Origin of the sequence: Pseudomonas sp. SCT (genome assembly GCF_003864275.1) — a bacterium.
GTDB classification, from domain to species: domain Bacteria; phylum Pseudomonadota; class Gammaproteobacteria; order Pseudomonadales; family Pseudomonadaceae; genus Stutzerimonas; species Stutzerimonas stutzeri_AE.
The window spans coordinates 236,464-258,243 of record NZ_BDJA01000002.1; the positions used below are offsets into that span (position 1 = coordinate 236,464).

Below are 21,780 nucleotides of genomic sequence, written 5' to 3' on the forward strand. Positions count from 1 at the left end.
AAGGTGTGGCCCGCGGCGCTGGCGTCAGGGAGGACGCAATGGGCAGTGCTCAAGGCTGCGCTATCTGCTTCGTGCCTCAGCGCCAACCTACGATTAATCGATGCCGCATGCCTGGCTGCTCGGTCAGCATCGTCACCGTTCTTGTCTATCTTTGCTGGGATGCGCCCGGCAAGTCCTCGCCATCATCTTCGGTCGAATGTTCCTCACGCGCCGCCAGTACTGCTGCGCCGCGGGGCATCAGCGACTCGCCCCAGTTGCGGATGTCTGCACCGCTAGGATGCTGGAACACGCGCAAGCCGAATTCCGGCAGGATCGCCAGCAAGTGATCGAAGATGTCCGACTGGATCGCCTCGTACTGCGTCCACGCCACCGTATTGGTGAAACAGTAGATCTCCAGCGGCAGGCCGTCGGCGGTGGGGCTCAGCTGGCGCACGATCAACGTCATGTTCTGATGAATGCCGCCGTGGCTGCGCAGGTAGCGCTCCACATACGCACGAAAGCTGCCGATATTGGTGATGCGTCGGGTATTCACCGGCTCCTTGCCACGCTCTTCGAGCTTGGCATTCCATGCCTCTATTTCCCTGGTTTTCTCGGTCAGGTACTCGTCCAGCAGATTGAAGCGATGCAGACGCTCGCATTCTTCACGGCTGAGAAAATGCACGCTCTGCTGATCCAGATACAGGCTGCGCTTGATGCGCCGGCCGCCGCTTTCCTGCATGCCGCGCCAGTTCTTGAACGAGTCGGAAATGAAGCGCTTGGTCGGGATGCTGGTGATCGTCTTGTCCCAGTTCTGAATCTTGACGGTATGCAGGGCGATATCGATCACGTCGCCGTCGGCATTGAGCTGCGGCATTTCCACCCAGTCGCCGACGCGGATCAGGTCATTGGAGGTGATCTGCACGCTGGCCACCAGCGAGAGCAGGGTGTCCTGAAAAATCAGCATCAGCACCGCCGCCATGGCACCAAGGCCGGACAGCAGGATCAACGGCGAACGATCGATCAGCGTGGCGATGATCAGAATCGTCGCGATGGCGTAGACGACGATCTTCACCACCTGCAGATAACCCTTGATCGGGTGCAGGCGGGAATCCGGACGGCGCTGGTAGATGAGGTTGACGATGTCCAGCACGGCGCCCAGGGCCAGCGCGATGGTCAGCACGATGAAGCCGCCGCAGACGTTCTGTACCACCGTGACCGCGGCTTCCGGCAGGCCCGGCACGGTCGTCACGCCGATGGACAGCACCAGTGCCGGGACGATGTTCGACAGCCGCTTGATGACGCCGAAATCCTGCAGCTTGTTCTCTCGGGTGTGTTGCAGCAGGCGGTAAAGGCCGCGCACCAGAATGCGTTTGACGACCCAGTTGGACAGCCAGGCGGCGAAGATCAGCGTGGCGCTGGCGAGCAGCGTTTGCAGTTCGGCGTGGGCTCTGAGCCAGTCCAGCCAGCCGGCCAGATCGTCAGACATGGTCTACTCCATCCAGTGTGTTCAGGCGCGACCTGGACAAAGCGCATCGGTCGCGGCGCGATTTGTTCGTACGGCGGCTTTGCTCAGCGGATGAATTCGCGGCCGATGCTCTTGAACAGCTCGGTGCCGGCGCGTTCCATCCATTCGAAGGCAACCATCTCCCGCGAGACGATCACCGCACCGGCTTGGCGCATGCGCGCCAGCGCGAGCGCCTTGTCGCTGGCCCGCCGCGAGCCGACGCCTTCTTCGACAACGAAGACCTCGTTACCGCGGGCGAGCAGGTCGAGCACCGTCTGCAGCACGCACACGTGAGTTTCGCAGCCGCAGACGACGAACTGCCGGCGTTCGCCACCCGGGCGCTGGAACAGCTCGCCGTCGCTTGCCGCGGAAAAGTGCAGCTTCTCCAGAATGGCGGCTTCGTCGACGCCGTCACGCAGGGCGGCGATCGTCCTGCCCAGCCCCTTGCTGTACTGCTCGGTCAGCAGCACCGGCACGCCTACGCGCTGTGCTACCTGCTGCAGCCAGGCAGTGTGCTCGGCCATGGCTTCACTTTCGAGGATTACCGGGAACAGGCGTTCCTGGATGTCGATGATCAGCAGGGTGGAGTCCGTCGCTTTGATGCGCATTGCTGTCGTTCCTTTTGCTGTGTTCAAGGCTTGTAGGCGCCGATGAAGATGGCTGGGTCGACACGGGCATCGTTCAGGCTCACGTTCCAGTGCAGGTGCGGGCCCGTGGCACGCCCGGTCGCGCCGACCTTGCCCAGCACCTGACCCCGCGCCAGTTGCTCGCCGACCTTCACGCCGATCTCGGAAAGATGGCAGAACATGCTGATCAGCCCCTGGCCGTGATCGACGAATACCGTCTTGCCATTGAAGAAGTAGTCACCGGTGAGTATCACCTTGCCGACTGCCGGTGCCTTGATTGGCGTGCCGGTCTTCGCCGCGAAATCCAGGCCGGAATGCGGGTTGCGTTCCTCGCCATTGAAGAAACGGCGCAGGCCGAAGGGCGAGGACAGCGGGCCAGCCACCGGGCGGTCGAACAGCAGATTGCTTGGCTGGTTGGCGCTGAACTGGCGATAGGCACGGTTCTGCTCGTCCAGTTCGCGCTCGATGCGCTTGAGGTCGGCCGGGTTCGGATTGACCTGGCGCTGGTTGTTCAGGGTGATGTGTTGCGCGCGATAGTCGCGACTCTCGACCTGGAAGGTCTGGGTGCGGCCATCGATCTCCAACTGCTGCGCGCCCGGCTTCACAGAAAGCGGGATACCGACGATGGCGATCCAGCGCTGGCCGTCCTCGCGCACCACCAGCGTCGGTTTGCCCTGGTAGCGGGCCTGCGGCGCACTCGGGCCGTTGCCGAGTTCGATCACGGCAACGCCGCCGGGTACGGGTTTATTCAGCAGGCGGGTGATGAATCCCTCGGCATGGGCCGGCAGGGCAATGGCGAGGGCGAACAGCAGGGCGAAGACACGAGGCATGGGTGGGTCCGGTGCAGGAAACGGCCCATCCTCGCGTAAACGCTGGAATAGAGAAAGACCCAGGGATGTCAGAACGTTTCCGGCCAAGCGGCTGCCGCAGGGTCTACAGCAACGGCAGCGTTACTGGCTCCAGATGATTGTCTTCCACGCGCACCTCGAGCTCGCCCTCGCCGAGCCGGGCCTTCAGCCGCTGCCCGGGCTGGGTCTGGCTGGCGCTGCGGATCGCCTGGCCGCGCTCGTCGAGCAGGATGCTGTAGCCGCGACTGAGCGTGGCCAGCGGGCTGACCACGTTGAGCGTCTGGGCGAGGCTTTGTAGCTGCTGGCGCCGGCCTTTCAGGTTGGCCTGCATCGCCCGCGGCAGTCGTGAGGAGAGGTGTTCGAGGCGCTGGCGCAACAGATTCAGAGAACGCCCCGGATGTTGCGCGGCCAGGCGCGTTTCCAGCCGGGCCAGGCGCTCCTGGCCGCTGCACAGGCGGCGGTCGACGGCGCGCAGCAGGCGCTGCTCGAGGTCGTCGATGCGCTGGGCCTGCTGCTGCAGACGTTCGCCCGGATGGCGCAGGCGGCGGGTCAGGCCTTCCAGACGCATGGCGTCACGGTGCAGACGGTCGCGCATGCGCAGCACCAGGCGCTGTTGCAGCCCGCTCAGCCGGTGTTGCAGGTCGGCGCTGCTGGGGGCCAGCAGCTCGGCGGCCGCGGATGGCGTCGGCGCGCGAACATCGGCGACGAAATCGGCGATCGAGACATCGGTTTCGTGGCCCACCGCGCTGACGATCGGCGTGACGCAGGCGTCCACCGCGCGTGCCACGGCTTCTTCGTTGAAGCACCAGAGGTCTTCGAGCGAACCGCCGCCGCGGGCCAGGATCAGCGCATCGAAGCCCTGAGCGTCGGCTAGCTGCAGCGCGCGGACGATCTGTCCGGTGGCTTCGCGGCCCTGCACTGCGGTCGGGATCAGCGTCAGCTCGACCTGCGGCGCGCGGCGTTTGAACACCGAGATGATGTCGCGGATCACCGCGCCGGTCGGCGAGCTGACGATGCCAATGCGCCGCGGGTGGGCGGGCAAAGCAGCCTTGCGTTCGGCAGCGAACAGGCCTTCGGCGCTGAGCTTTTCCTTCAGTGCCTCGAAGGCCAGGCGCAACGCGCCGTCGCCGGCTGGCTCCAGCGTATCGAGAATCAGCTGGTAATCACCGCGCCCCTCGAACAGCGAGACCTTGCCGCGCACCCGCACCGCCAGGCCGTCGCGTAGCGCCTGGCGTACCCGCGCCGCGTTCTGCCGGAACAACGCGCAACGCACCTGGGCGTTCTTGTCCTTGAGGGTGAAATAGATGTGGCCGGACGCCGGGCGGGCGAGGTTGGAAATCTCGCCTTCGACCCAGACCTGAGCGAACACGTCCTCGAGCAGCAGGCGGGCGCGGCCGTTGAGCTGGCTGACGGTGAGGACTTCGCGATCGAGATTCAGACGCTGGAAGGGATCTTTGAGCATGGCGGCGATGATATGCCGGGCGCGGCCATGCGCAAACCGAAACTGCACGCACTGGTCTGCCCGCTCTTGACCGGATCGGGCGTGGCGCTAAGCTGCGCGGCCTTTCTTCATCTCCGTTTCGAGCCGTTATGAGCCATAGCCAAGCGATCATCGTGCCGCGCGTTTCCACGTTCCCGGGGCACGAAGCCAAGGCGCGGATGATCCTGCGCTGGCTGGCCGAGCGGCGCATCGTCGAGGCGCTGCCGACCACCTGCGGTCGCGGTGTTGGCGGCATGGGCTACGCGATTGCTCCAGGCGCGCGAAACGTCGTGATGCATCCGGAGCGCTTGCCCTATGGCGAGGCGATCAATGGCCTTGAGGTGGTGACCAAACGCTGCATCTATACACCGACGCAGGATTTCGCCGAAGAAGCAGGCTGCCCCGAGTGCCGCCGCGAGATCGGCGAGGCGCTGTTCGAAAGCCTGGATGAATGGACGCCTCGACAGACCGACAATTTCACCTGCCCGGAGTGCGGCTTCGAGGACGACATCAACGGTTTCCTCTTCATCCCGCCCTGCGCCTTTTCCAATCTGGGTTTCATCTTCAATGGCTGGGGTGAGGCTGGCTTTCGCCAGGCGTTTCTCGACGAGTTCGCCGAGCGCCTGGGTTTCAAGGTGGCGCTGATTATTGATCGGGCGTGACCGGCTGGTCATTTCGGAAATGCCGTGCATTTAGCTGTGCGCGACGTACCTCACATCCGCATTGAGCGTGACGGGGTGCGTGGGTATAATGCCGCGCTTCCTTTTTCCCGCCTGGGAGCCCCCGCCATGCTGCGTATCAGCCAAGAAGCCCTGACTTTCGATGATGTTCTCCTGATCCCGGGATATTCCGAGGTTTTGCCGAAGGATGTCAGCCTGAAGACCCGTCTGACCCGCGAAATCGAGCTGAACATTCCGCTGGTTTCCGCGGCCATGGACACCGTCACCGAAGCGCGCCTGGCCATTGCCATGGCTCAGGAAGGCGGCATCGGCATCATCCACAAGAACATGAGCATCGAGCAGCAGGCTGCCGAGGTGCGCAAGGTCAAGCGTCACGAGACCGCCATCGTTCACGATCCGGTCACCGTCACGCCGGAAACCAAGATCAGCGAGCTGCTGCGCAAGGCGCATGAACTGGGCTTCTCCGGCTTCCCGGTGGTTTCCGGCAAGGAGCTGGTCGGCATCGTCACCGGGCGTGACCTGCGCTTCACGCCCAATGCCGGCGACTCCGTCGCGGCGATCATGACGCCCAAGGACAAGCTGGTCACCGTGCTCGAAGGCACTGGCCTGGAAGAGATCAAGACCGAACTCTACAAGCACCGCATCGAGAAGATGCTGGTGGTGGACGGCAACTTCCACCTGCGCGGTCTGGTGACCTTCCGCGACATCGAGAAAGCCAAGACCTACCCGCTGGCCTCCAAGGACAGCCAGGGCCGTCTGCGCGTCGGCGCCGCGGTCGGTACCGGCGCCGATACCGGTGAGCGCGTCGAAGCGCTGGCCGCTGCGGGTGTCGACGTGGTGGTGGTCGACACCGCTCACGGTCATTCCCGCGGCGTGATCGACCGCGTGCGCTGGGTCAAGGAGAACTTCCCGCAGGTGCAGGTGATCGGCGGCAACATAGCCACCGCCGAAGCCGCGCTGGACCTGGTCAAGGCCGGCGCTGACGCGGTCAAGGTCGGCATCGGCCCAGGCTCGATCTGCACCACGCGCATCGTCGCCGGTGTCGGCGTACCGCAGATCTCCGCCATCGCCAACGTCGCTACCGCCCTCGAAGGCACCGGCGTGCCGATGATCGCCGACGGTGGCATCCGCTTCTCTGGAGACCTGTCCAAAGCCATCGTCGCTGGCGCCAACGCGGTGATGATGGGTTCGATGTTCGCCGGTACCGAAGAGGCGCCGGGCGAGATCGAGCTGTTCCAGGGCCGCTCCTATAAGGCCTACCGCGGCATGGGTTCGCTGGGTGCCATGTCCCAGGCACAGGGCTCCTCGGATCGCTATTTCCAGGATTCCGCCGCTGGCGCCGAGAAGCTGGTGCCGGAAGGCATCGAGGGCCGTGTGCCGTACAAGGGCTCGCTGGCAGCGATCATCCATCAGCTGATGGGCGGCCTGCGTGCTTCCATGGGCTACACCGGCAGCGCCACTGTCGACGAAATGCGCAGCAAGCCGCAGTTCGTGCGCATCACCGGCGCCGGCATGGCTGAGTCACACGTGCATGACGTGCAGATCACCAAGGAAGCGCCGAACTACCGGGTCGGCTGAAAAATCGATCTGACGCTGCTGCGCTAGGTCATGCTGCGTTGCCTGCCGTCGCTCGCGACGCGGCAAATCGATTTTAAAAGTATGAAGAAGGGGGCTGTTCGATCAGCCCCGTTTCATTTGTGACTACCACGAGAGATGCCCATATGGCTCATCCTGACATTCACGCTCACCGCATCCTGATTCTGGACTTCGGTTCCCAGTACACCCAGCTCATCGCCCGCCGCGTGCGTGAGATCGGCGTCTACTGCGAGCTGCATCCGTGGGACATGAGCGAGGACGACATCCGTGCCTTCGCGCCGCGCGGCATCATTCTCGCCGGTGGCCCGGAGTCGGTTCACGAGGAAGGCAGCCCGCGCGCGCCGCAGGCCGTGTTCGATCTCGGTGTGCCGCTGTTCGGCATCTGCTACGGCATGCAGACCATGTCCGAGCAGCTGGGTGGCAAGGTGCAGGGCTCGGACGTTCGCGAGTTCGGTTATGCCCGCGTCGATCTGGTCGGCAAATCGAAGCTGTTCGACGGCATCGAAGACCACATGGACGACGACGGCGTCTTTGGCCTCGATGTCTGGATGAGTCACGGCGACAAGGTCACCGAGATTCCGGCCGGCTTCCATATCCTGGCCAGCACCCCCAGCTGCCCGATCGCTGCCATGGGCGACGATGTCCGTGGTTACTACGGCGTGCAGTTCCACCCGGAAGTGACTCATACCCGTCAGGGCGGGCGCATCCTTTCCCGTTTCATCCTCGACATCTGCGGCTGCGAAGCGCTGTGGACGCCGTCCAACATCGTCGAAGATGCCATCGCCCAGGTGCGTGCCCAGGTCGGTGATGCCAACGTGCTGCTCGGCCTCTCCGGTGGCGTCGATTCGTCGGTGGTTGCGGCGCTGCTGCACAGGGCGATCGGCGACCAGCTGACCTGTGTCTTCGTCGACAATGGCCTGCTGCGCCTGCACGAGGGCGACCAGGTAATGGCCATGTTCGCCGAGAACATGGGCGTCAAGGTGATCCGTGCCGACGCCGAAGCGCAGTTCCTTGGCAACCTCGAAGGCGAGGCGGACCCGGAGAAGAAGCGCAAGATCATCGGCCGTACTTTTATCGACGTGTTCGATGCCGAAGCCAGCAAGCTGGACAACATCCAGTTCCTTGCCCAGGGCACCATCTACCCCGACGTGATCGAGTCGGCCGGCGCCAAGAGCGGCAAGGCCCATGTGATCAAGTCGCACCACAACGTCGGCGGCCTGCCGGAGGAAATGAACCTCAAGCTGGTCGAGCCGCTGCGTGAGCTGTTCAAGGACGAGGTACGCAAGATCGGCCTGGAGCTCGGCCTGCCCTACGACATGGTCTACCGTCACCCGTTCCCGGGCCCGGGTCTGGGTGTGCGCATCCTTGGCGAAGTGAAGAAGGAGTATGCCGACCTGCTGCGTCGCGCGGATCACATCTTCATCGAAGAGCTGCGCAACTTCGACTGGTACCACAAGACCAGTCAGGCGTTCGTGGTGTTCCAGCCGGTCAAGTCGGTCGGTGTGGTCGGCGACGGCCGTCGCTACGCCTGGGTCGTTGCGCTGCGCGCGGTGGAAACCATCGACTTCATGACTGCACGTTGGGCGCACCTGCCTTACGAGCTGCTGGAGAAGGTATCCAACCGCATCATCAACGAAATCGAAGGCATCTCCCGCGTCACCTACGATGTGTCGAGCAAGCCGCCCGCCACCATCGAGTGGGAGTGATCTGAAGCAATGAGGGCAGCCCAGGCTGCCCTCATGCTATGCGCAGCCTCCGCAGAGAGGCGCGTCGAGCCTGATGGGCCCATCAATTCGGACTGGCTGGAGCCCATGCATGTCCTTTACTCGCAGACAGATTCTCACCGGCCTGGCCGGTCTTGGTGTCGTCGGCCTCGCCGGCAGTGGTGCGCGCTACTGGCTCGGCCGCCCGGCCGACATCACCACCCATGACTATGAGCTGATCGCCGCCCCGCTGGACGTGGAGTTGGTGCCCGGTCACGTCACGCCCGCCTGGGCCTATGGCGGGCAGGCGCCTGGCCTGGAGCTGCGTGGCCGTCAGGGCGACTGGCTGCGGGTGCGCTTCATCAACAATCTGCCTGAGCCCACCACCATCCACTGGCATGGCATTCGTCTGCCGCTGGAGATGGATGGCGTTCCCTACGTATCGCAGTTGCCGGTATTGCCCGGCGAGTTCTTCGACTACCGCTTCCAGCTGCATGATGCTGGCAGCTTCTGGTATCACCCGCACACCAGCAGTGCCGCCCAGCTGGGTCGTGGACTGGTCGGCCCGCTGATCGTCGAGGAGCGCGAACCGAGCGGTTTCCGCCACGAGCGCACGCTCAGCCTGAAGAGCTGGCATATCGACAAACAGGGTGCGTTCACCGAGTTCAGTGTGCCGCGCGAGGCTGCTCGAGGTGGCACGCCGGGCGTGCTGTCGACGGTGAATGGCACACATGCGCCCACGCTTGATCTGCCGGCCGGGCAGGTCGTGCGGCTACGCGTACTCAACCTCGACAATACGCTGACCTACCGACTGAACCTGCCGGACGGCGAGGCGCGCATCTATGCGCTCGAAGGCCATCCAATCGCGCCGATGCCGCTGGGCAAGGAGTACTGGCTCGGTCCGGGCATGCGTATCGACCTGGCGCTGAAGGTGCCGGAGGTCGGCACGGAGCTGTCCTTGCGCAACGGTCCGTTGCGGCTGGCGACGCTGCGTTCGGTGGCCCATGACGAAACCGCCGGCGACTGGCCGCCGGCGCTGCCGACCAATCCGGTGGCGGAGCCGGATCTGCAGCGCGCGGAAACCCTGCGCTTCAACTTCGAATGGGCCGGTACCCTGTCGACCGACGCCGAGCAGGGCGGAGCCTATACCTTCTGGCAGATCAACGGCCAGGCCTGGGATATCAATGACAAGAGTTGTGCGGAACGGCCGATTGCAACGCTGAAGAGGGATGGCCATTACATCTTCGAGCTGCGTAACCTCAGCCAGTACCAGCATCCGATCCATCTGCATGGCATGACTTTCAAGGTGATTTCCTCCAACCGCCGCAAGATCGATCCCTGGTTTACCGATACCTACCTGCTGGGCAAGAACGAAACGGCGCGTATCGCATTGGTCGCCGATAATCCCGGCGTGTGGATGTTCCATTGCCACGTCATCGACCATATGGAAACCGGTCTGATGGCGGCGATCGAGGTGGTATGAGCAAGGGCAGGGCGCAGCAGTGAGAAAACCGTTGATCATCGACCGCAGCCAGGACGAGCGCTTCATGCGTGAAGCCCTGGCACTGGCGGCGCTGGGCGCGGCGCTGGGCGAGGTGCCGGTGGGTGCGGTGCTGGTGCAGGATGGGCAGATCATCGGACGCGGCTTCAACTGCCCGATTTCTCGGCACGACCCCAGTGCCCATGCGGAAATGGTCGCCGTGCGTGACGCGGCGCAGGCAGTGGAAAATTATAGGCTACCCGGTAGCACGCTCTACGTGACGCTGGAGCCCTGCAGCATGTGCGCCGGGTTGATCGTGCACTCGCGCGTCCAGCGAGTCGTCTATGGCGCCACCGAGCCGAAGGCCGGCGTGGTTGTCAGTCGCGGCCAGTTCTTCGAGCAGGGCTTTCTCAACCACCGGGTGCTGGTCGAGGGTGGCGTGCTGGCCGAGGAGTGCGGGACGGTGCTCAGCGAGTTCTTCCGCCAGCGCCGGCAGAAGGGTTAGCGCGCCGCTGTTGTCGGCTGCAGCGTTTCATGGGCGGCGACGCTGCCCTGGGCCGGGAAGACCACCAGATGATCGGCAGCAATGGCGATGCCCACCTCCTGCCCAGTCGGGTAGTCGGCGTGGCTGGTGAAGATCGCAACCAGTTGGTTGCCGGTAGGCAGTTGCAGCCGGTACAGCGTCGACGCACCGAGAAATGTCTTGCCAACGATCAGCGCGCGCAGCGGACTGTCCGGCCTGTAGACGATGTCGTCCGGGCGCAGCAGCACATCCACCGAACTGCCTGCTGGCCAGGTGTAGGCGCGGTTGCCGCGGATCATGCCGAGCTCGGTCTGCACGGTCTCCGGATCGAGCAATTGCCCGCGGATGAAGTAGCCCTGGCCAATGAAGCTGGCGACGAAGGGCGTCAGCGGTTCGTGATAGAGATTGAACGGGGTGTCCCATTGCTCAAGCCGACCATCCTTGAACACGCCCACCTGATCGCTCACGGCGAAGGCTTCTTCCTGATCATGGGTGACCAGAATCGCGCTGGTGTTGCGCGCCTTGAGGATTTCGCGCACCTCATGGCTGAGGCGCCGACGCAACTCCACGTCCAGGTTGGAGAATGGCTCGTCGAGCAGCAGCAGCGCGGGTTCCGGCGCCAATGCTCGGGCCAGTGCCACGCGTTGCTGCTGACCGCCGGAGAGCTCATGGGGGTAGCGTTTGCCGAGTGCTGACAGGTGCACCAGTTCGAGCATCTCGGAGACGATGCGCGAGCAGTCCGGCTGCCTGCGGATGCCGAAGGCGATGTTCTCCGCCACGGTCAGATGGGGAAACAGCGCGTAGTCCTGAAAGACCATGCCGATGCGGCGCTTCTCCGGCGCCAGGGTAAGACCGGCACGGGAAATGACCGCATCTGCCAGTTGGATTTCACCCTGGTGTACCGGTTCGAACCCGGCGATAGCCCGCAAGGTAGTGGTCTTGCCGCAGCCGGAGGGGCCCAGCAGGCAGCCAATGTCGCCGCGGTTCAGATGCAGGTTGAGGTGCTGGACGATGCTCTGCTCGCCGTAGCCGCAGGCCAGATCACGCAGTTGCAGCAGTGGCGGCTCGGTCTTCATGCGTGGTGATAGGCCGGCTCGACGAGGAACTCAAGCAGCGCCTTCTGTACATGCAGGCGGTTCTCGGCCTGGTCCCAGGCTACCGAGCGCGGGTCGTCGAGCAGATCGTGGCTGATTTCCTCACCGCGGTGGGCAGGCAGGCAGTGCATGAACAGCACGTCCGCGGCGGCGCAGTCGAGCAGGGCGCGGTCCACCTGATAAGGGCGGAACGTCGCCAGGCGCGCGGCGGCTTCGTCTTCCTGGCCCATGGAGGCCCAGACGTCGGTGCTGATCAGGTGTGCGCCTGCGGCCGCTTCGCGCGGGTCGCGCAGTATCTGCACGCGATCACCGGCGCGGCCCATCAGCTCGGCGTTGGGCTCGTAGCCCTCGGGGCAGGCGACCTTGAGTTGGAAGTCGAACTGGATGGCCGCTTCTATATAGGTATTGCACATGTTGTTGCCGTCGCCGATCCAGGCCACCGTTTTGCCGGCGATGCTGCCGCGGTGCTCATGGAAGGTCTGCATATCGGCCATCAGCTGGCAGGGGTGCAGATCGTCGGACAGGCCGTTGATGACCGGTACGCTGGAGTTGGCGGCGAAGTCGGTCAGTGTCGAATGCGCGAAGGTGCGGATCATCACCGCGTCGAGCATGCGCGACATGACGATGGCTGAGTCGCTGATGGGTTCACCGCGACCTAGCTGGGTATCCCGCGGAGAGAGGAAGATAGCCTGGCCGCCAAGCTGGATCATGCCGGCCTCGAAGGACAGTCGGGTGCGGGTCGAGGCCTTCTCGAAGATCATGCCCAGCACGCGGTTCTTCAATGGCTCGAACAGGACGCCGCGCTTGCGCAGATCCTTCAACTCGATGCCGCGGCGAACCAGGCTGTTCAGCTCCTGGGGCGTGCAGTCCATCAGTGAGAGAAAGTGCCTTGCGCTCATATCAACTACCTTTATTGCCGCAGCGCGATCCATTGCTTTTCGACAGAAAAAGGGGACCGACGACTGGGGGTCGCACGGGGAGCGACGAAACGGGAAAGGCGCGATCTTATCCAGAAAGCAAGCGCAGGCGCAAATCCGGCCTATGCCAGCCATATCGGGCTGAATCGCAGTATTGGCGGCCCCTGCGCCATGATAAAGCCGAGTCCTCCGCTCGGCTTTCGCTAACGTTTTCCGTTACAATGCGCGGCAACCGTGTCTAGCCGAGGTACTCCATGGATATCATCGAAACCATCAAAGAACAGATCGCCAACAACCCGGTACTGCTATACATGAAGGGCTCGCCCAATGCTCCGCAGTGCGGCTTTTCCGCTCGTGCGACTCAGGCTGTAATGGGTTGTGGTGAGAAGTTCGCTTACGTCGACATCCTGCAGAACCCCGAGATTCGCGCCAACCTGCCGACCTACGCCAACTGGCCGACCTTCCCGCAGCTGTGGGTGAACGGTGAGCTGGTCGGTGGTAGCGACATCATCCTCGAGATGTTCGAGAAGGGTGAGCTGCAGACGCTGATCAAGTCCGCTGTGGGCAAGACCGAGGCCTGAGTCTCAACCGCCACAACAGCGTTTTTGCGAATGCCCGCATCGAACGATGCGGGCATTTTTGTTGGTGGTTGAGATATCCAGTAAAGGATGGCGTTCGAGCTCACCGATCTTTATCGCAATTTGCCGGTCAGAGCACGCGTCGAGACCGAGTCTGCCTCGACCAATCATCGAACGAGAGTCCCCTGCCGTATGCCTTATTTGCGAATGTTGCCCTTTCTGATCGTGCTGGCGGTCGTTCTCTTTGCCGGTCTCAAGCCAGGCCCGGTGCCGCAGCTTTTCAGTCAGCAGGACAAGCTTCATCACATGATGGGGTTTGCGGCGCTTGTCTTTACGCTGCGACTTGCGTTTCCACGTCTGCCGATATTCTGGGGCGTTGGCCTGACGCTCGCGGCGGCGTTCGGGATCGAAATGGCACAGGGCATGCTGCCGCATCGAACGGCATCGCGTTGGGACATGGTCGCGAACGTGTTGGGCGTCCTGTCCGGTTGGTGTGGCTGGATGTTGGCACAAGCCTGGTGGCGCCAGCGGACAGGCGAGCCGGTGCCTGAGTAAGCGCTAGCCAGTTGGGCGCGTTTTCAGCGTGGCCCGAAGGGGTGGGCGAAGCGAATAACCTGGGACGCAGTCCCTGGTGAGAGTCCAGAGGCAATAAAAAAGCCCCGGTATCAACCGAGGCTTTCAGATTTGGCTCCGCGACCTGGACTCGAACCAGGGACCCAATGATTAACAGTCATTTGCTCTACCGACTGAGCTATCGCGGAACAACGGTGCGTATCCTACTGTTTGCAAAAGAGAAGTCAACCCTCTGCGCGATAGGAGCGGCGCCACTTCGGGGCCTGAAAAGGCCCCGAAGTGGGATCAATCAGAGCACCTGAACGATGGCGTCAGTGACGTGCCCGATGTTGCTGCGGTTCAGTGCGGCGGCGCAGATGCGGCCGGTGCTGATGGCGTAAACACCAAACTCGACGCGCAGTCGCTCGACCTGTTCAGCCGTGAGGCCTGAGTAGGAGAACATGCCGCGTTGGGCTGCAACGAAACTGAAATCCGTCTTCGCACCTTTGGCCGTCAATTGCTCCACCATGCTCAGCCGCAGTTCGCGGATGCGGCTGCGCATCTCGCCCAGCTCGGCTTCCCACATGGCGCGCAGTTCCGGGCTGTTGAGTACCGAAGCGACAATGGTGGCGCCATGGGTCGGCGGGTTCGAGTAGTTGGTGCGAATGACGCGCTTGACCTGCGAGAGCACCCGCGCGGACTCCTCGCGGCTCTGGGTGACCATCGAAAGCGCGCCAACGCGCTCGCCGTACAGCGAGAACGACTTGGAAAACGAGCTGGAAACGAAGAAGGTCATGCCCGACTCGGCGAACAGGCGCACGGCGGCGGCGTCTTCCTCGATGCTGTCGCCGAAGCCCTGGTAGGCGATGTCGATGAACGGGACGTGATCCTGAGCGCGTAGCACTTCGAGGATCTGTTTCCAGTCTTCCAGGTTCAGATCGACACCGGTCGGGTTGTGGCAGCACGCGTGCAGTACGACGATGGAGCGGGGCGGCAGGTTTTTCAGATCCTGCAGCAGACCGGCGCGATCGATGCCATGGTTGCTTGCGTCGTAATAGCTGTAGTTCTGTACCGGGAAACCGGCCGACTCGAACAGTGCGCGATGGTTTTCCCAGCTTGGGTTGCTGATGGCAACCACGGCATCGGGCAGCAGTCGCTTGAGGAAGTCCGCGCCGACCTTGAGTGCCCCGGTGCCGCCAAGCGCCTGGGTAGTCACGACCCGGCCTTCGGCGATCAGCGAAGAATCGTTGCCGAACAGCAGCTTTTGTACGGCAGCATCGTAAGCGGCGATGCCTTCGATCGGCAGGTAGCCGCGCGGCGCATTGGCAGCGATGCGGGCATGCTCCGCCTCGACTACGGCGCGCAACAGCGGAATGCGACCTTCTTCGTTGTAATAGACACCGACACCGAGGTTGACCTTGTTCGGCCGCGTGTCGGCGTTAAAGGCTTCATTGAGGCCGAGAATAGGATCACGCGGCGCCATTTCGACAGCAGAGAACAAACTCATGGTGAGGGGGCTCGAAAGAGAAGAGTGACTAGATTTACCACCCTCGCGTCGGCGCGCAGGGTGATGCGCAAACGGGGCGGTAGTATAGCGGTCATGCCTGTTGCCTGCGATATGCTACCGAGGTTTTCTGATCACTTTCGGTGCGTTTTGCGTACTGGAAAGATGGACGGTTTTCCGGCTTTGCGCGCTCATGCCAGGCGGTTGATTCGAAGTCGGCTCGCCGTCGCGCTAAACCTCGCTGGACGGCTGCGCAAGGTCCGGTTTTTGAAATTCGCACACGTTACCTAGAGAGGCGAAATGTCCAAGTTCGAACTGGTCACCCGTTTCAAGCCGGCCGGCGATCAGCCGGAGGCCATTCGGCAGATGATCGAAGGCATCGAGGCGGGCCTGTCGCACCAGACGCTGCTGGGCGTCACCGGCTCGGGCAAGACTTTCAGCATCGCCAATGTCATTGCCCACGTGCAGCGGCCCACGCTGGTGCTGGCGCCGAACAAGACGTTGGCCGCGCAGCTCTATGGCGAGTTCAAGGCGTTCTTCCCGAACAACGCGGTGGAGTATTTCGTTTCCTACTACGACTACTACCAGCCGGAAGCCTACGTGCCGTCGTCGGATACCTTCATCGAGAAGGACGCCTCGATCAACGACCACATCGAGCAGATGCGTCTGTCGGCGACCAAGGCGCTGCTGGAGCGCCCGGACGCGATCATCGTGACCACGGTGTCCTGCATCTACGGCCTGGGTGATCCGCAGTCGTATCTGAAGATGGTCCTGCATGTGGACCGCGGCGACCGCCTCGATCAGCGCGAGCTGCTACGCAGGCTGACTGGCCTGCAGTACACGCGCAACGACATGGATTTCGCTCGCGCGACGTTCCGCGTACGTGGCGATGTGATCGACATCTTTCCGGCGGAGTCGGATCTGGAAGCGGTGCGCATCGAGCTGTTCGACGACGAGGTGGAAAGCCTGTCCGCCTTCGATCCGCTGACCGGCGAGGTGATTCGCAAGCTGCCGCGCTTCACCTTCTACCCCAAGAGCCACTACGTGACGCCGCGCGAGACGCTGCTCGATGCCATCGAGAAGATCAAGGACGAGCTGCGCGAGCGGCTCGATTACCTGCGTAGTCAGAACAAGCTGGTGGAGGCGCAGCGGCTCGAGCAGCGTACCCGCTTCGATCTGGAAATGATCATGGAGCTGGGCTACTGCAACGGCATCGAGAACTACTCGCGCTATCTGTCCGGGCGCGATGCCGGTGAACCGCCGCCCACCCTGTTCGACTACCTGCCTGCCGACGCGCTACTAGTGATCGACGAGTCCCACGTTTCGGTGCCGCAGGTCGGCGCGATGTACAAGGGCGATCGTTCGCGCAAGGAAACCCTGGTGGAGTACGGCTTTCGTCTGCCATCGGCGCTGGACAACCGGCCGATGCGCTTCGATGAATGGGAGGCGATCTGCCCGCAGACCATCTTCGTCTCCGCGACGCCCGGCCCTTACGAGGCCGAGCATGCTGGCCGCGTGGTCGAGCAGGTCGTGCGTCCGACCGGCCTGGTCGATCCGCAGATCGAGGTGCGTCCGGCGCTGACGCAGGTCGACGACCTGCTGTCGGAGATCCGCAAGTGCGTGGTCAAGGAGGAGCGGGTGCTGGTTACCACGCTGACCAAACGCATGGCCGAAGACCTGACCGACTACCTCAGCGATCACGATGTGCGGGTGCGCTACCTGCATTCGGACATCGATACCGTGGAGCGGGTCGAGATCATCCGCGACCTGCGGCTGGGCACTTTCGACGTGCTGGTGGGCATCAACCTGCTGCGCGAAGGCCTGGACATGCCCGAGGTGTCGCTGGTGGCGATCCTCGATGCGGACAAGGAAGGCTTCCTGCGCTCGGAGCGTTCGCTGATCCAGACCATCGGCCGCGCGGCGCGCAACCTCAATGGCCGCGCCATCCTCTACGCCGACAACGTAACCGGCTCGATGCAGCGCGCCATGGATGAAACCGAACGGCGGCGCAACAAGCAGATTGCCTTCAACGAGGCCAACGGCATCGTGCCGAAGGGTGTCACCAAAGATGTGCGGGATATCCTCGAAGGCGCCACGGTGCCCGGTTCGCGCAGCAAGAAGCGGCGTGGTGAGGCGAAAGCGGCTGAGGAGAGTGCGCGTTACGAGAACGAACTGCGCTCGCCGAGCGAGATCACCAAGCGCATCCGCCAGCTGGAAGAGAAGATGCTCAGCCTGGCGCGCGACCTGGAGTTCGAGGCGGCTGCCGAGGCGCGCGACGAGATCCACAAGCTGCGCGAGCGCCTGCTGCAGGTCTGAGGCTCCTCTGCCTGTTTAGCCTCAGGGCCATCGTTTACGGTGGCGCCGAAGCCGCTCTCTGTTCCGCTGTGCGTAGCAAAGTGCTCCAGTCGGTGTCCGGCTGGAGCCGGCTGCACCTCGCCTGTTAACATTCGGCCCTTCTGTTTTTCTGTTCGTCCTATTCGTTCGAGATCATTCATGACCACCGTCCGCACCCGTATCGCGCCGTCTCCCACCGGTGATCCTCACGTTGGAACTGCCTATATCGCGCTGTTCAATCTGTGCTTCGCCCGTCAGCACGGCGGTCAGTTCATTCTGCGCATCGAGGACACCGATCAGCTGCGCTCGACTCGTGAGTCCGAGCAGCAGATCTATGATGCGCTGCGTTGGCTGGGCATCGAATGGGACGAGGGTCCGGATGTGGGCGGTCCTCACGGCCCGTACCGGCAGAGCGAGCGCGGCGAGATCTACAAGAAGTACTCGGACGAGCTGGTTGCCAAGGGGCATGCCTTCCCCTGCTTCTGCAGCAGCGAGCGCCTGGATCAGGTGCGTGCCGAGCAGATGGCGAACAAGGAAACACCGCGTTACGACGGCCATTGCATGCACCTCGAGCCGGCCGAAGCACAGCGTCGCATCGCTGCTGGCGAATCCCATGTGATCCGGATGAAGGTGCCGAGCGAAGGCGTGTGTCAGGTGCAGGACATGCTGCGCGGCACCGTCGAGATCGGCTGGGACCGCATGGACATGCAGGTGCTGATGAAGGCCGACGGCCTGCCGACCTATTTCCTTGCCAACGTGGTCGATGATCACCTGATGGGTATCACCCATGTGCTGCGTGGCGAGGAGTGGCTGCCATCGGCACCCAAGCTGATCAAACTCTACGAATACTTCGGCTGGGAGCAACCGCAGCTGTGCTACATGCCTCTGCTGCGCAATCCGGACAAGAGCAAGCTGTCCAAGCGCAAGAACCCGACCTCGGTGACCTTCTACGAGCGCATGGGTTTTCTGCCGCAGGCGATGCTCAACTATCTCGGGCGCATGGGCTGGTCGATGCCTGACGAGCGTGAGAAGTTCACCCTGGACGAGATGATCGAGCATTTCGATATCCAGCGCGTGTCGCTCGGCGGGCCGATCTTCGATCTGGAGAAGCTGTCCTGGCTCAACGGCCAGTGGCTGCGCGAGCTGTCGGTCGAACAGTTCGCTACCGAAGTGCAGAAGTGGGCGTTTAATCTCCAGTACATGATGCAGATCGCTCCGCACGTGCAGCAGCGCGTGGAAACCTTCAGCCAGATCGCGCCGCTGGCGGGCTTCTTCTTCTCAGGTGCATTGCCGCTCGATCCAGCGCTGTTTGCGCACAAGAAGCTGGATGCCGCTCAGGTGCGCCAGGTGATGCAGCTGATCCTGTGGAAGCTCGAGGCGCTGCGCCAGTGGGAAAAGGAGCGCATCACCGCTTGCATCACGCAGGTAGCCGAACACCTCGGCTTCAAGCTGCGCGATGTGATGCCGCTGATGTTCGCTGCCATAACCGGGCAGGCCAGTTCGGTGTCGGTGCTGGATGCGATGGAAATCCTTGGTCCGGATCTGACGCGTTTCCGTCTGCGCAATGCGCTCGAGCTGCTCGGTGGGGCCTCGAAGAAGGAAGCCAAGGAGTGGGAAAAGCTGCTGGTGTCTATCGTCTGACCGCTTCGAGCAGGGGCGACCCTGCTGGTCAGTCCCGCCGATGGACGGTAAGTAGTTGTTCCTAATGCCAAAAAATCTGCGGGTCGGTCGAAATTTGTTGTTGACACTGCCTGGGGGCGCCCCTAATATGCGCCCCGTCCTCGAGATGGGGCTATAGCTCAGCTGGGAGAGCGCTTGCATGGCATGCAAGAGGTCGACGGTTCGATCCCGTCTAGCTCCACCAATCTCGAAGAGCAGAATTTGCCACCAACCTGTATTCACCAGATATGGAAATACGGGTTGCGCTTGAAGGGTTTGCGTCCCCTTCGTCTAGTGGCCTAGGACACCGCCCTTTCACGGCGGTAACAGGGGTTCGAGTCCCCTAGGGGACGCCATTATTCAGCGATGCTTGCATCGCGCGTCGAGAGACGATAAATCCGGGGCTATAGCTCAGCTGGGAGAGCGCTTGCATGGCATGCAAGAGGTCGACGGTTCGATCCCGTCTAGCTCCACCAATCACGGCTTGTCGATAAGCGGTTCATCGGCAGGTTTGCGAAGGTTTCGTCCCCTTCGTCTAGTGGCCTAGGACACCGCCCTTTCACGGCGGTAACAGGGGTTCGAGTCCCCTAGGGGACGCCATTTTTATTGCCCGTTTTGGGCTTCAAGGGGTCATCTTTCATGAGATGGCCCTTTTTGTTTTGTGCGGTGAAAAACAGGGCAGGGCGGCTGGCTTCTGAATGTCGCGTCATCGCGTACGACAACCTGCGTGACTCGCCGGCGTTGCTGCGCTTTCATAGGCCCATCGCAATCAGCTATCGAGGCATCTGACGAATGAGCTGGGACCAGCCACAAGCATTCATCATCGATCTGCAGGTGCAGCCCGAGCACATCGACGAACTTGGGCATGCCAATAATGCGGTCTACGTGACCTGGCTTGAGCGCTGTGCCTGGCAGCACTCGCAAAGTCTCGGGCTTGGCATCGAAGACTACCATCGTCTTGATCGCGCCATGGCGGTGCTACGGCATGAGATCGATTATCTGGCTGCTGCCTATGAGCGTGACGTTTTGCAGCTCGGAACCTGGATATCCGAGTCGGATCAGCGATTGAAGATGAAACGTAATTTTCAGCTGATCAGACCTGCCGACGGCGCCACCCTGTTGCGAGCGCAGACCACCTTCGTCTGTATCGAGCTCTCCAGCGGGAAACCCAAGCGCATGCCGCCGGAGTTCGTCGACGGCTACGGCAAGGCGCTGTTGCAGCCGTACCCGCTGGAGCTGTAACTGGCTGGTAGTTGGCTAGCCGCGCTGCTCGGGCTTCATCACGTCGCTATCGCGACGTTTTTCAGCATCCTCGCGCCAATCGTCCTGTACTTCTTTTTTCATTTTCGGATCGACGTCATCCTTGTTGTCGCGAACCTGATCATCGCCGTGTTTTTCTTGCTGAATATTGGTGCCTTGCGGCAGGGTGTTCATCATGTCCTGGTCAGCCATCGCGGTTGCGGAAAAAAGACCGCTTAGGACGATCGCGCCTGCATACAAGATTTTCATCTGAACCTCCGACTATCGGGGCGGTAAAAGGACTTACCATCTGAATAACCGACCCGTCGCGCTGAAGATTCGTTCACTCCTGCCCGGTGCACTGTTTTCGTGAGTCAGCCCAACCTGCGCAAGATCATCCACATCGATTGCGACTGCTTCTATGCCGCCATCGAGATGCGCGACGACCCCAGCCTGGCTCGGCGGCCCATTGCAGTGGGTGGCGCTGCGGATCGGCGCGGGGTCATTGCTACCTGCAATTACGAAGCGCGCGCGTACGGAGTGCGCTCGGCCATGGCCTCGGGGCACGCGTTGAAGCTATGCCCAGATCTGCTGATTCTGCGTCCGCGAATGGAGGCTTACCGCGAAGCGTCGCGCGAGATTCAGAACATCTTTCGCACCTATACCGAGCTGATCGAGCCGCTGTCGCTGGATGAGGCCTACCTGGATGTGACCGCCTGCGAGCACTTCTCCGGCAGCGCCACGCGTATCGCTGAGGACATCCGTCGACGAGTCTGGCAACAGCTGCGGATCACGGTCTCGGCCGGTGTCGCGCCGAACAAGTTTCTCGCCAAAATCGCCAGTGAATGGAACAAGCCTGATGGCCTGTTCGTTATCACGCCGGCTCAGGTCGACGAGTTCGTGCAGGAGCTTGAGGTCAAGCGTCTGCACGGTGTGGGACGCGTCACGGCGGAGAAGCTCGCGCGGCTGGGTATCCACACCTGCAACGACCTGCGCGAGTGGGGCAGGCTGGCGTTGGTTCGCGAGTTTGGTGCATTCGGCGAGCGGCTATGGGGGCTCGCGCGGGGAATTGACGAGCGCCCGGTGCAGGTCGAGAACCGCCGCCAGTCGGTCAGTGTCGAGCAGACCTATGATCGTGATCTGCCCGACCTGGCCGCTTGCCTGGAGCGACTACCGGAGCTGCTTCAACAGCTTGCAACACGCATGGCCCGGCTCGACGGTAGTTACCGACCCGGCAAGCCGTTCGTGAAGCTGAAATTCCATGACTTCACCCAGACGACCCTGGAGCAGGCTGGTGCCGGGCTTGAGCTGGATGACTATTCGGACCTGCTCGCCATCGCTTTCTCCCGGGGCGCCAGACCGGTTCGGTTGATCGGGGTCGGGGTGCGGTTGATCGATCTGCGTGGCGGTTTCGAGCAGTTGCGGCTGTTCTGACGACTACGTCGCCGCTGCTGTTCGCAGAGGGCACGCAGCCGCTCTGCGGG

General features: G+C 62.5%; 19 protein-coding genes and 5 tRNA genes. 15 read left to right on the forward strand and 9 right to left on the reverse strand.

Annotated elements, in window-relative coordinates; genetic code table 11:
• Positions 1 to 145: 145 nt before the first annotated feature.
• The 4 genes from BHD08_RS05510 to xseA form a co-directional block, all read right to left on the reverse strand.
• Positions 146 to 1,465: a mechanosensitive ion channel family protein gene (locus tag BHD08_RS05510; protein ID WP_015276157.1), complete on the reverse strand. Its 1,320-nt coding sequence runs from the start codon at positions 1,463 to 1,465 to the stop codon at positions 146 to 148.
• Positions 1,466 to 1,548: 83 nt separating this feature from the next.
• The gene (locus tag BHD08_RS05515; protein ID WP_015276158.1) at positions 1,549 to 2,091 is read right to left on the reverse strand and encodes a hydrolase; all 543 of its coding nucleotides are present in this window, start codon (positions 2,089 to 2,091) and stop codon (positions 1,549 to 1,551) included.
• 23 nt (positions 2,092 to 2,114) lie between these two features.
• Positions 2,115 to 2,939 carry a M23 family metallopeptidase gene (locus BHD08_RS05520; protein ID WP_015276159.1) on the reverse strand — a complete coding sequence of 275 codons (825 nt, stop codon included), beginning with the start codon at positions 2,937 to 2,939 and terminating at the stop codon, positions 2,115 to 2,117.
• 103 nt (positions 2,940 to 3,042) lie between these two features.
• On the reverse strand, positions 3,043 to 4,419 hold the full coding sequence (gene xseA, locus BHD08_RS05525) for an exodeoxyribonuclease VII large subunit (RefSeq protein WP_015276160.1): 1,377 nt from the start codon (positions 4,417 to 4,419) through the stop codon (positions 3,043 to 3,045).
• 128 nt (positions 4,420 to 4,547) lie between these two features.
• Between xseA and BHD08_RS05530 the strand changes: the two genes are divergently transcribed.
• From BHD08_RS05530 to tadA, 5 genes are all read left to right on the forward strand, one after another.
• Complete coding sequence (locus tag BHD08_RS05530) at positions 4,548 to 5,099, forward strand: sugar ABC transporter ATPase (RefSeq protein WP_125021093.1); 552 nt, start codon at positions 4,548 to 4,550, stop codon at positions 5,097 to 5,099.
• A gap of 126 nt (positions 5,100 to 5,225) precedes the next feature.
• A complete protein-coding gene (gene guaB / locus BHD08_RS05535; RefSeq protein WP_015276162.1) occupies positions 5,226 to 6,695 on the forward strand; it encodes an IMP dehydrogenase in 1,470 nt (489 codons plus the stop codon).
• A gap of 143 nt (positions 6,696 to 6,838) precedes the next feature.
• The gene (gene guaA, locus BHD08_RS05540; RefSeq protein WP_015276163.1) at positions 6,839 to 8,419 is read left to right on the forward strand and encodes a glutamine-hydrolyzing GMP synthase; all 1,581 of its coding nucleotides are present in this window, start codon (positions 6,839 to 6,841) and stop codon (positions 8,417 to 8,419) included.
• Positions 8,420 to 8,528: 109 nt separating this feature from the next.
• Positions 8,529 to 9,899, forward strand: coding sequence for a multicopper oxidase family protein (locus BHD08_RS05545; protein WP_015276164.1), 1,371 nt, complete (start codon positions 8,529 to 8,531; stop codon positions 9,897 to 9,899).
• A 19-nt stretch (positions 9,900 to 9,918) separates the two neighbouring features.
• Positions 9,919 to 10,401: a tRNA adenosine(34) deaminase TadA gene (gene tadA, locus BHD08_RS05550; protein WP_015276165.1), complete on the forward strand. Its 483-nt coding sequence runs from the start codon at positions 9,919 to 9,921 to the stop codon at positions 10,399 to 10,401.
• Here tadA and BHD08_RS05555 read toward each other — a convergent pair.
• Positions 10,398 to 11,495, reverse strand: coding sequence for an ABC transporter ATP-binding protein (locus BHD08_RS05555; RefSeq protein WP_015276166.1), 1,098 nt, complete (start codon positions 11,493 to 11,495; stop codon positions 10,398 to 10,400). The two genes, tadA and BHD08_RS05555, sit on opposite strands and share 4 nt — an antisense overlap.
• On the reverse strand, positions 11,492 to 12,412 hold the full coding sequence (gene argF / locus BHD08_RS05560) for an ornithine carbamoyltransferase (RefSeq protein WP_015276167.1): 921 nt from the start codon (positions 12,410 to 12,412) through the stop codon (positions 11,492 to 11,494). Before argF ends, BHD08_RS05555 begins: the two co-directional genes overlap by 4 nt.
• A gap of 272 nt (positions 12,413 to 12,684) precedes the next feature.
• Between argF and grxD the strand changes: the two genes are divergently transcribed.
• Both grxD and BHD08_RS05570 read left to right on the forward strand, forming a co-directional pair.
• A complete protein-coding gene (gene grxD, locus BHD08_RS05565) occupies positions 12,685 to 13,011 on the forward strand; it encodes a Grx4 family monothiol glutaredoxin (protein WP_015276168.1) in 327 nt (108 codons plus the stop codon).
• A 189-nt stretch (positions 13,012 to 13,200) separates the two neighbouring features.
• Entirely contained in the window at positions 13,201 to 13,563 is a 363-nt protein-coding gene (locus BHD08_RS05570) for a VanZ family protein (protein WP_125021481.1), read from the forward strand.
• 130 nt (positions 13,564 to 13,693) lie between these two features.
• On the opposite strand, the gene BHD08_RS05575 is transcribed toward BHD08_RS05570, so the two are convergent.
• Both BHD08_RS05575 and BHD08_RS05580 read right to left on the reverse strand, forming a co-directional pair.
• Positions 13,694 to 13,769: transfer RNA gene (locus BHD08_RS05575), tRNA-Asn, on the reverse strand.
• 101 nt (positions 13,770 to 13,870) lie between these two features.
• On the reverse strand, positions 13,871 to 15,067 hold the full coding sequence (locus BHD08_RS05580) for an amino acid aminotransferase (RefSeq protein WP_015276170.1): 1,197 nt from the start codon (positions 15,065 to 15,067) through the stop codon (positions 13,871 to 13,873).
• A gap of 297 nt (positions 15,068 to 15,364) precedes the next feature.
• Here BHD08_RS05580 and uvrB point away from each other — a divergent pair, with 297 nt between their 5' ends.
• The 7 genes from uvrB (at position 15,365) to BHD08_RS05615 (ending at position 20,299) form a co-directional block, all read left to right on the forward strand.
• Complete coding sequence (uvrB, locus tag BHD08_RS05585) at positions 15,365 to 17,380, forward strand: excinuclease ABC subunit UvrB (RefSeq protein WP_015276171.1); 2,016 nt, start codon at positions 15,365 to 15,367, stop codon at positions 17,378 to 17,380.
• A 177-nt stretch (positions 17,381 to 17,557) separates the two neighbouring features.
• Entirely contained in the window at positions 17,558 to 19,039 is a 1,482-nt protein-coding gene (gene gltX, locus BHD08_RS05590) for a glutamate--tRNA ligase (RefSeq protein ID WP_015276172.1), read from the forward strand.
• Between the two features lie 147 nt (positions 19,040 to 19,186).
• A tRNA-Ala gene (locus BHD08_RS05595) sits at positions 19,187 to 19,262 on the forward strand.
• A 75-nt stretch (positions 19,263 to 19,337) separates the two neighbouring features.
• Positions 19,338 to 19,413, forward strand: a tRNA-Glu gene (locus BHD08_RS05600).
• A 44-nt stretch (positions 19,414 to 19,457) separates the two neighbouring features.
• Positions 19,458 to 19,533: transfer RNA gene (locus BHD08_RS05605), tRNA-Ala, on the forward strand.
• Positions 19,534 to 19,581: 48 nt separating this feature from the next.
• A tRNA-Glu gene (locus tag BHD08_RS05610) sits at positions 19,582 to 19,657 on the forward strand.
• A gap of 192 nt (positions 19,658 to 19,849) precedes the next feature.
• Positions 19,850 to 20,299: a thioesterase family protein gene (locus tag BHD08_RS05615; RefSeq protein ID WP_015276173.1), complete on the forward strand. Its 450-nt coding sequence runs from the start codon at positions 19,850 to 19,852 to the stop codon at positions 20,297 to 20,299.
• Between the two features lie 15 nt (positions 20,300 to 20,314).
• Here BHD08_RS05615 and BHD08_RS05620 read toward each other — a convergent pair whose 3' ends face one another.
• Entirely contained in the window at positions 20,315 to 20,566 is a 252-nt protein-coding gene (locus BHD08_RS05620) for a hypothetical protein (RefSeq protein WP_015276174.1), read from the reverse strand.
• A gap of 114 nt (positions 20,567 to 20,680) precedes the next feature.
• On the opposite strand from BHD08_RS05620, the gene dinB reads away from it, so the two are divergent.
• Positions 20,681 to 21,730 carry a DNA polymerase IV gene (dinB, locus tag BHD08_RS05625; protein WP_177412652.1) on the forward strand — a complete coding sequence of 350 codons (1,050 nt, stop codon included), beginning with the start codon at positions 20,681 to 20,683 and terminating at the stop codon, positions 21,728 to 21,730.
• The last annotated feature ends 50 nt before the right edge of the window (positions 21,731 to 21,780 follow it).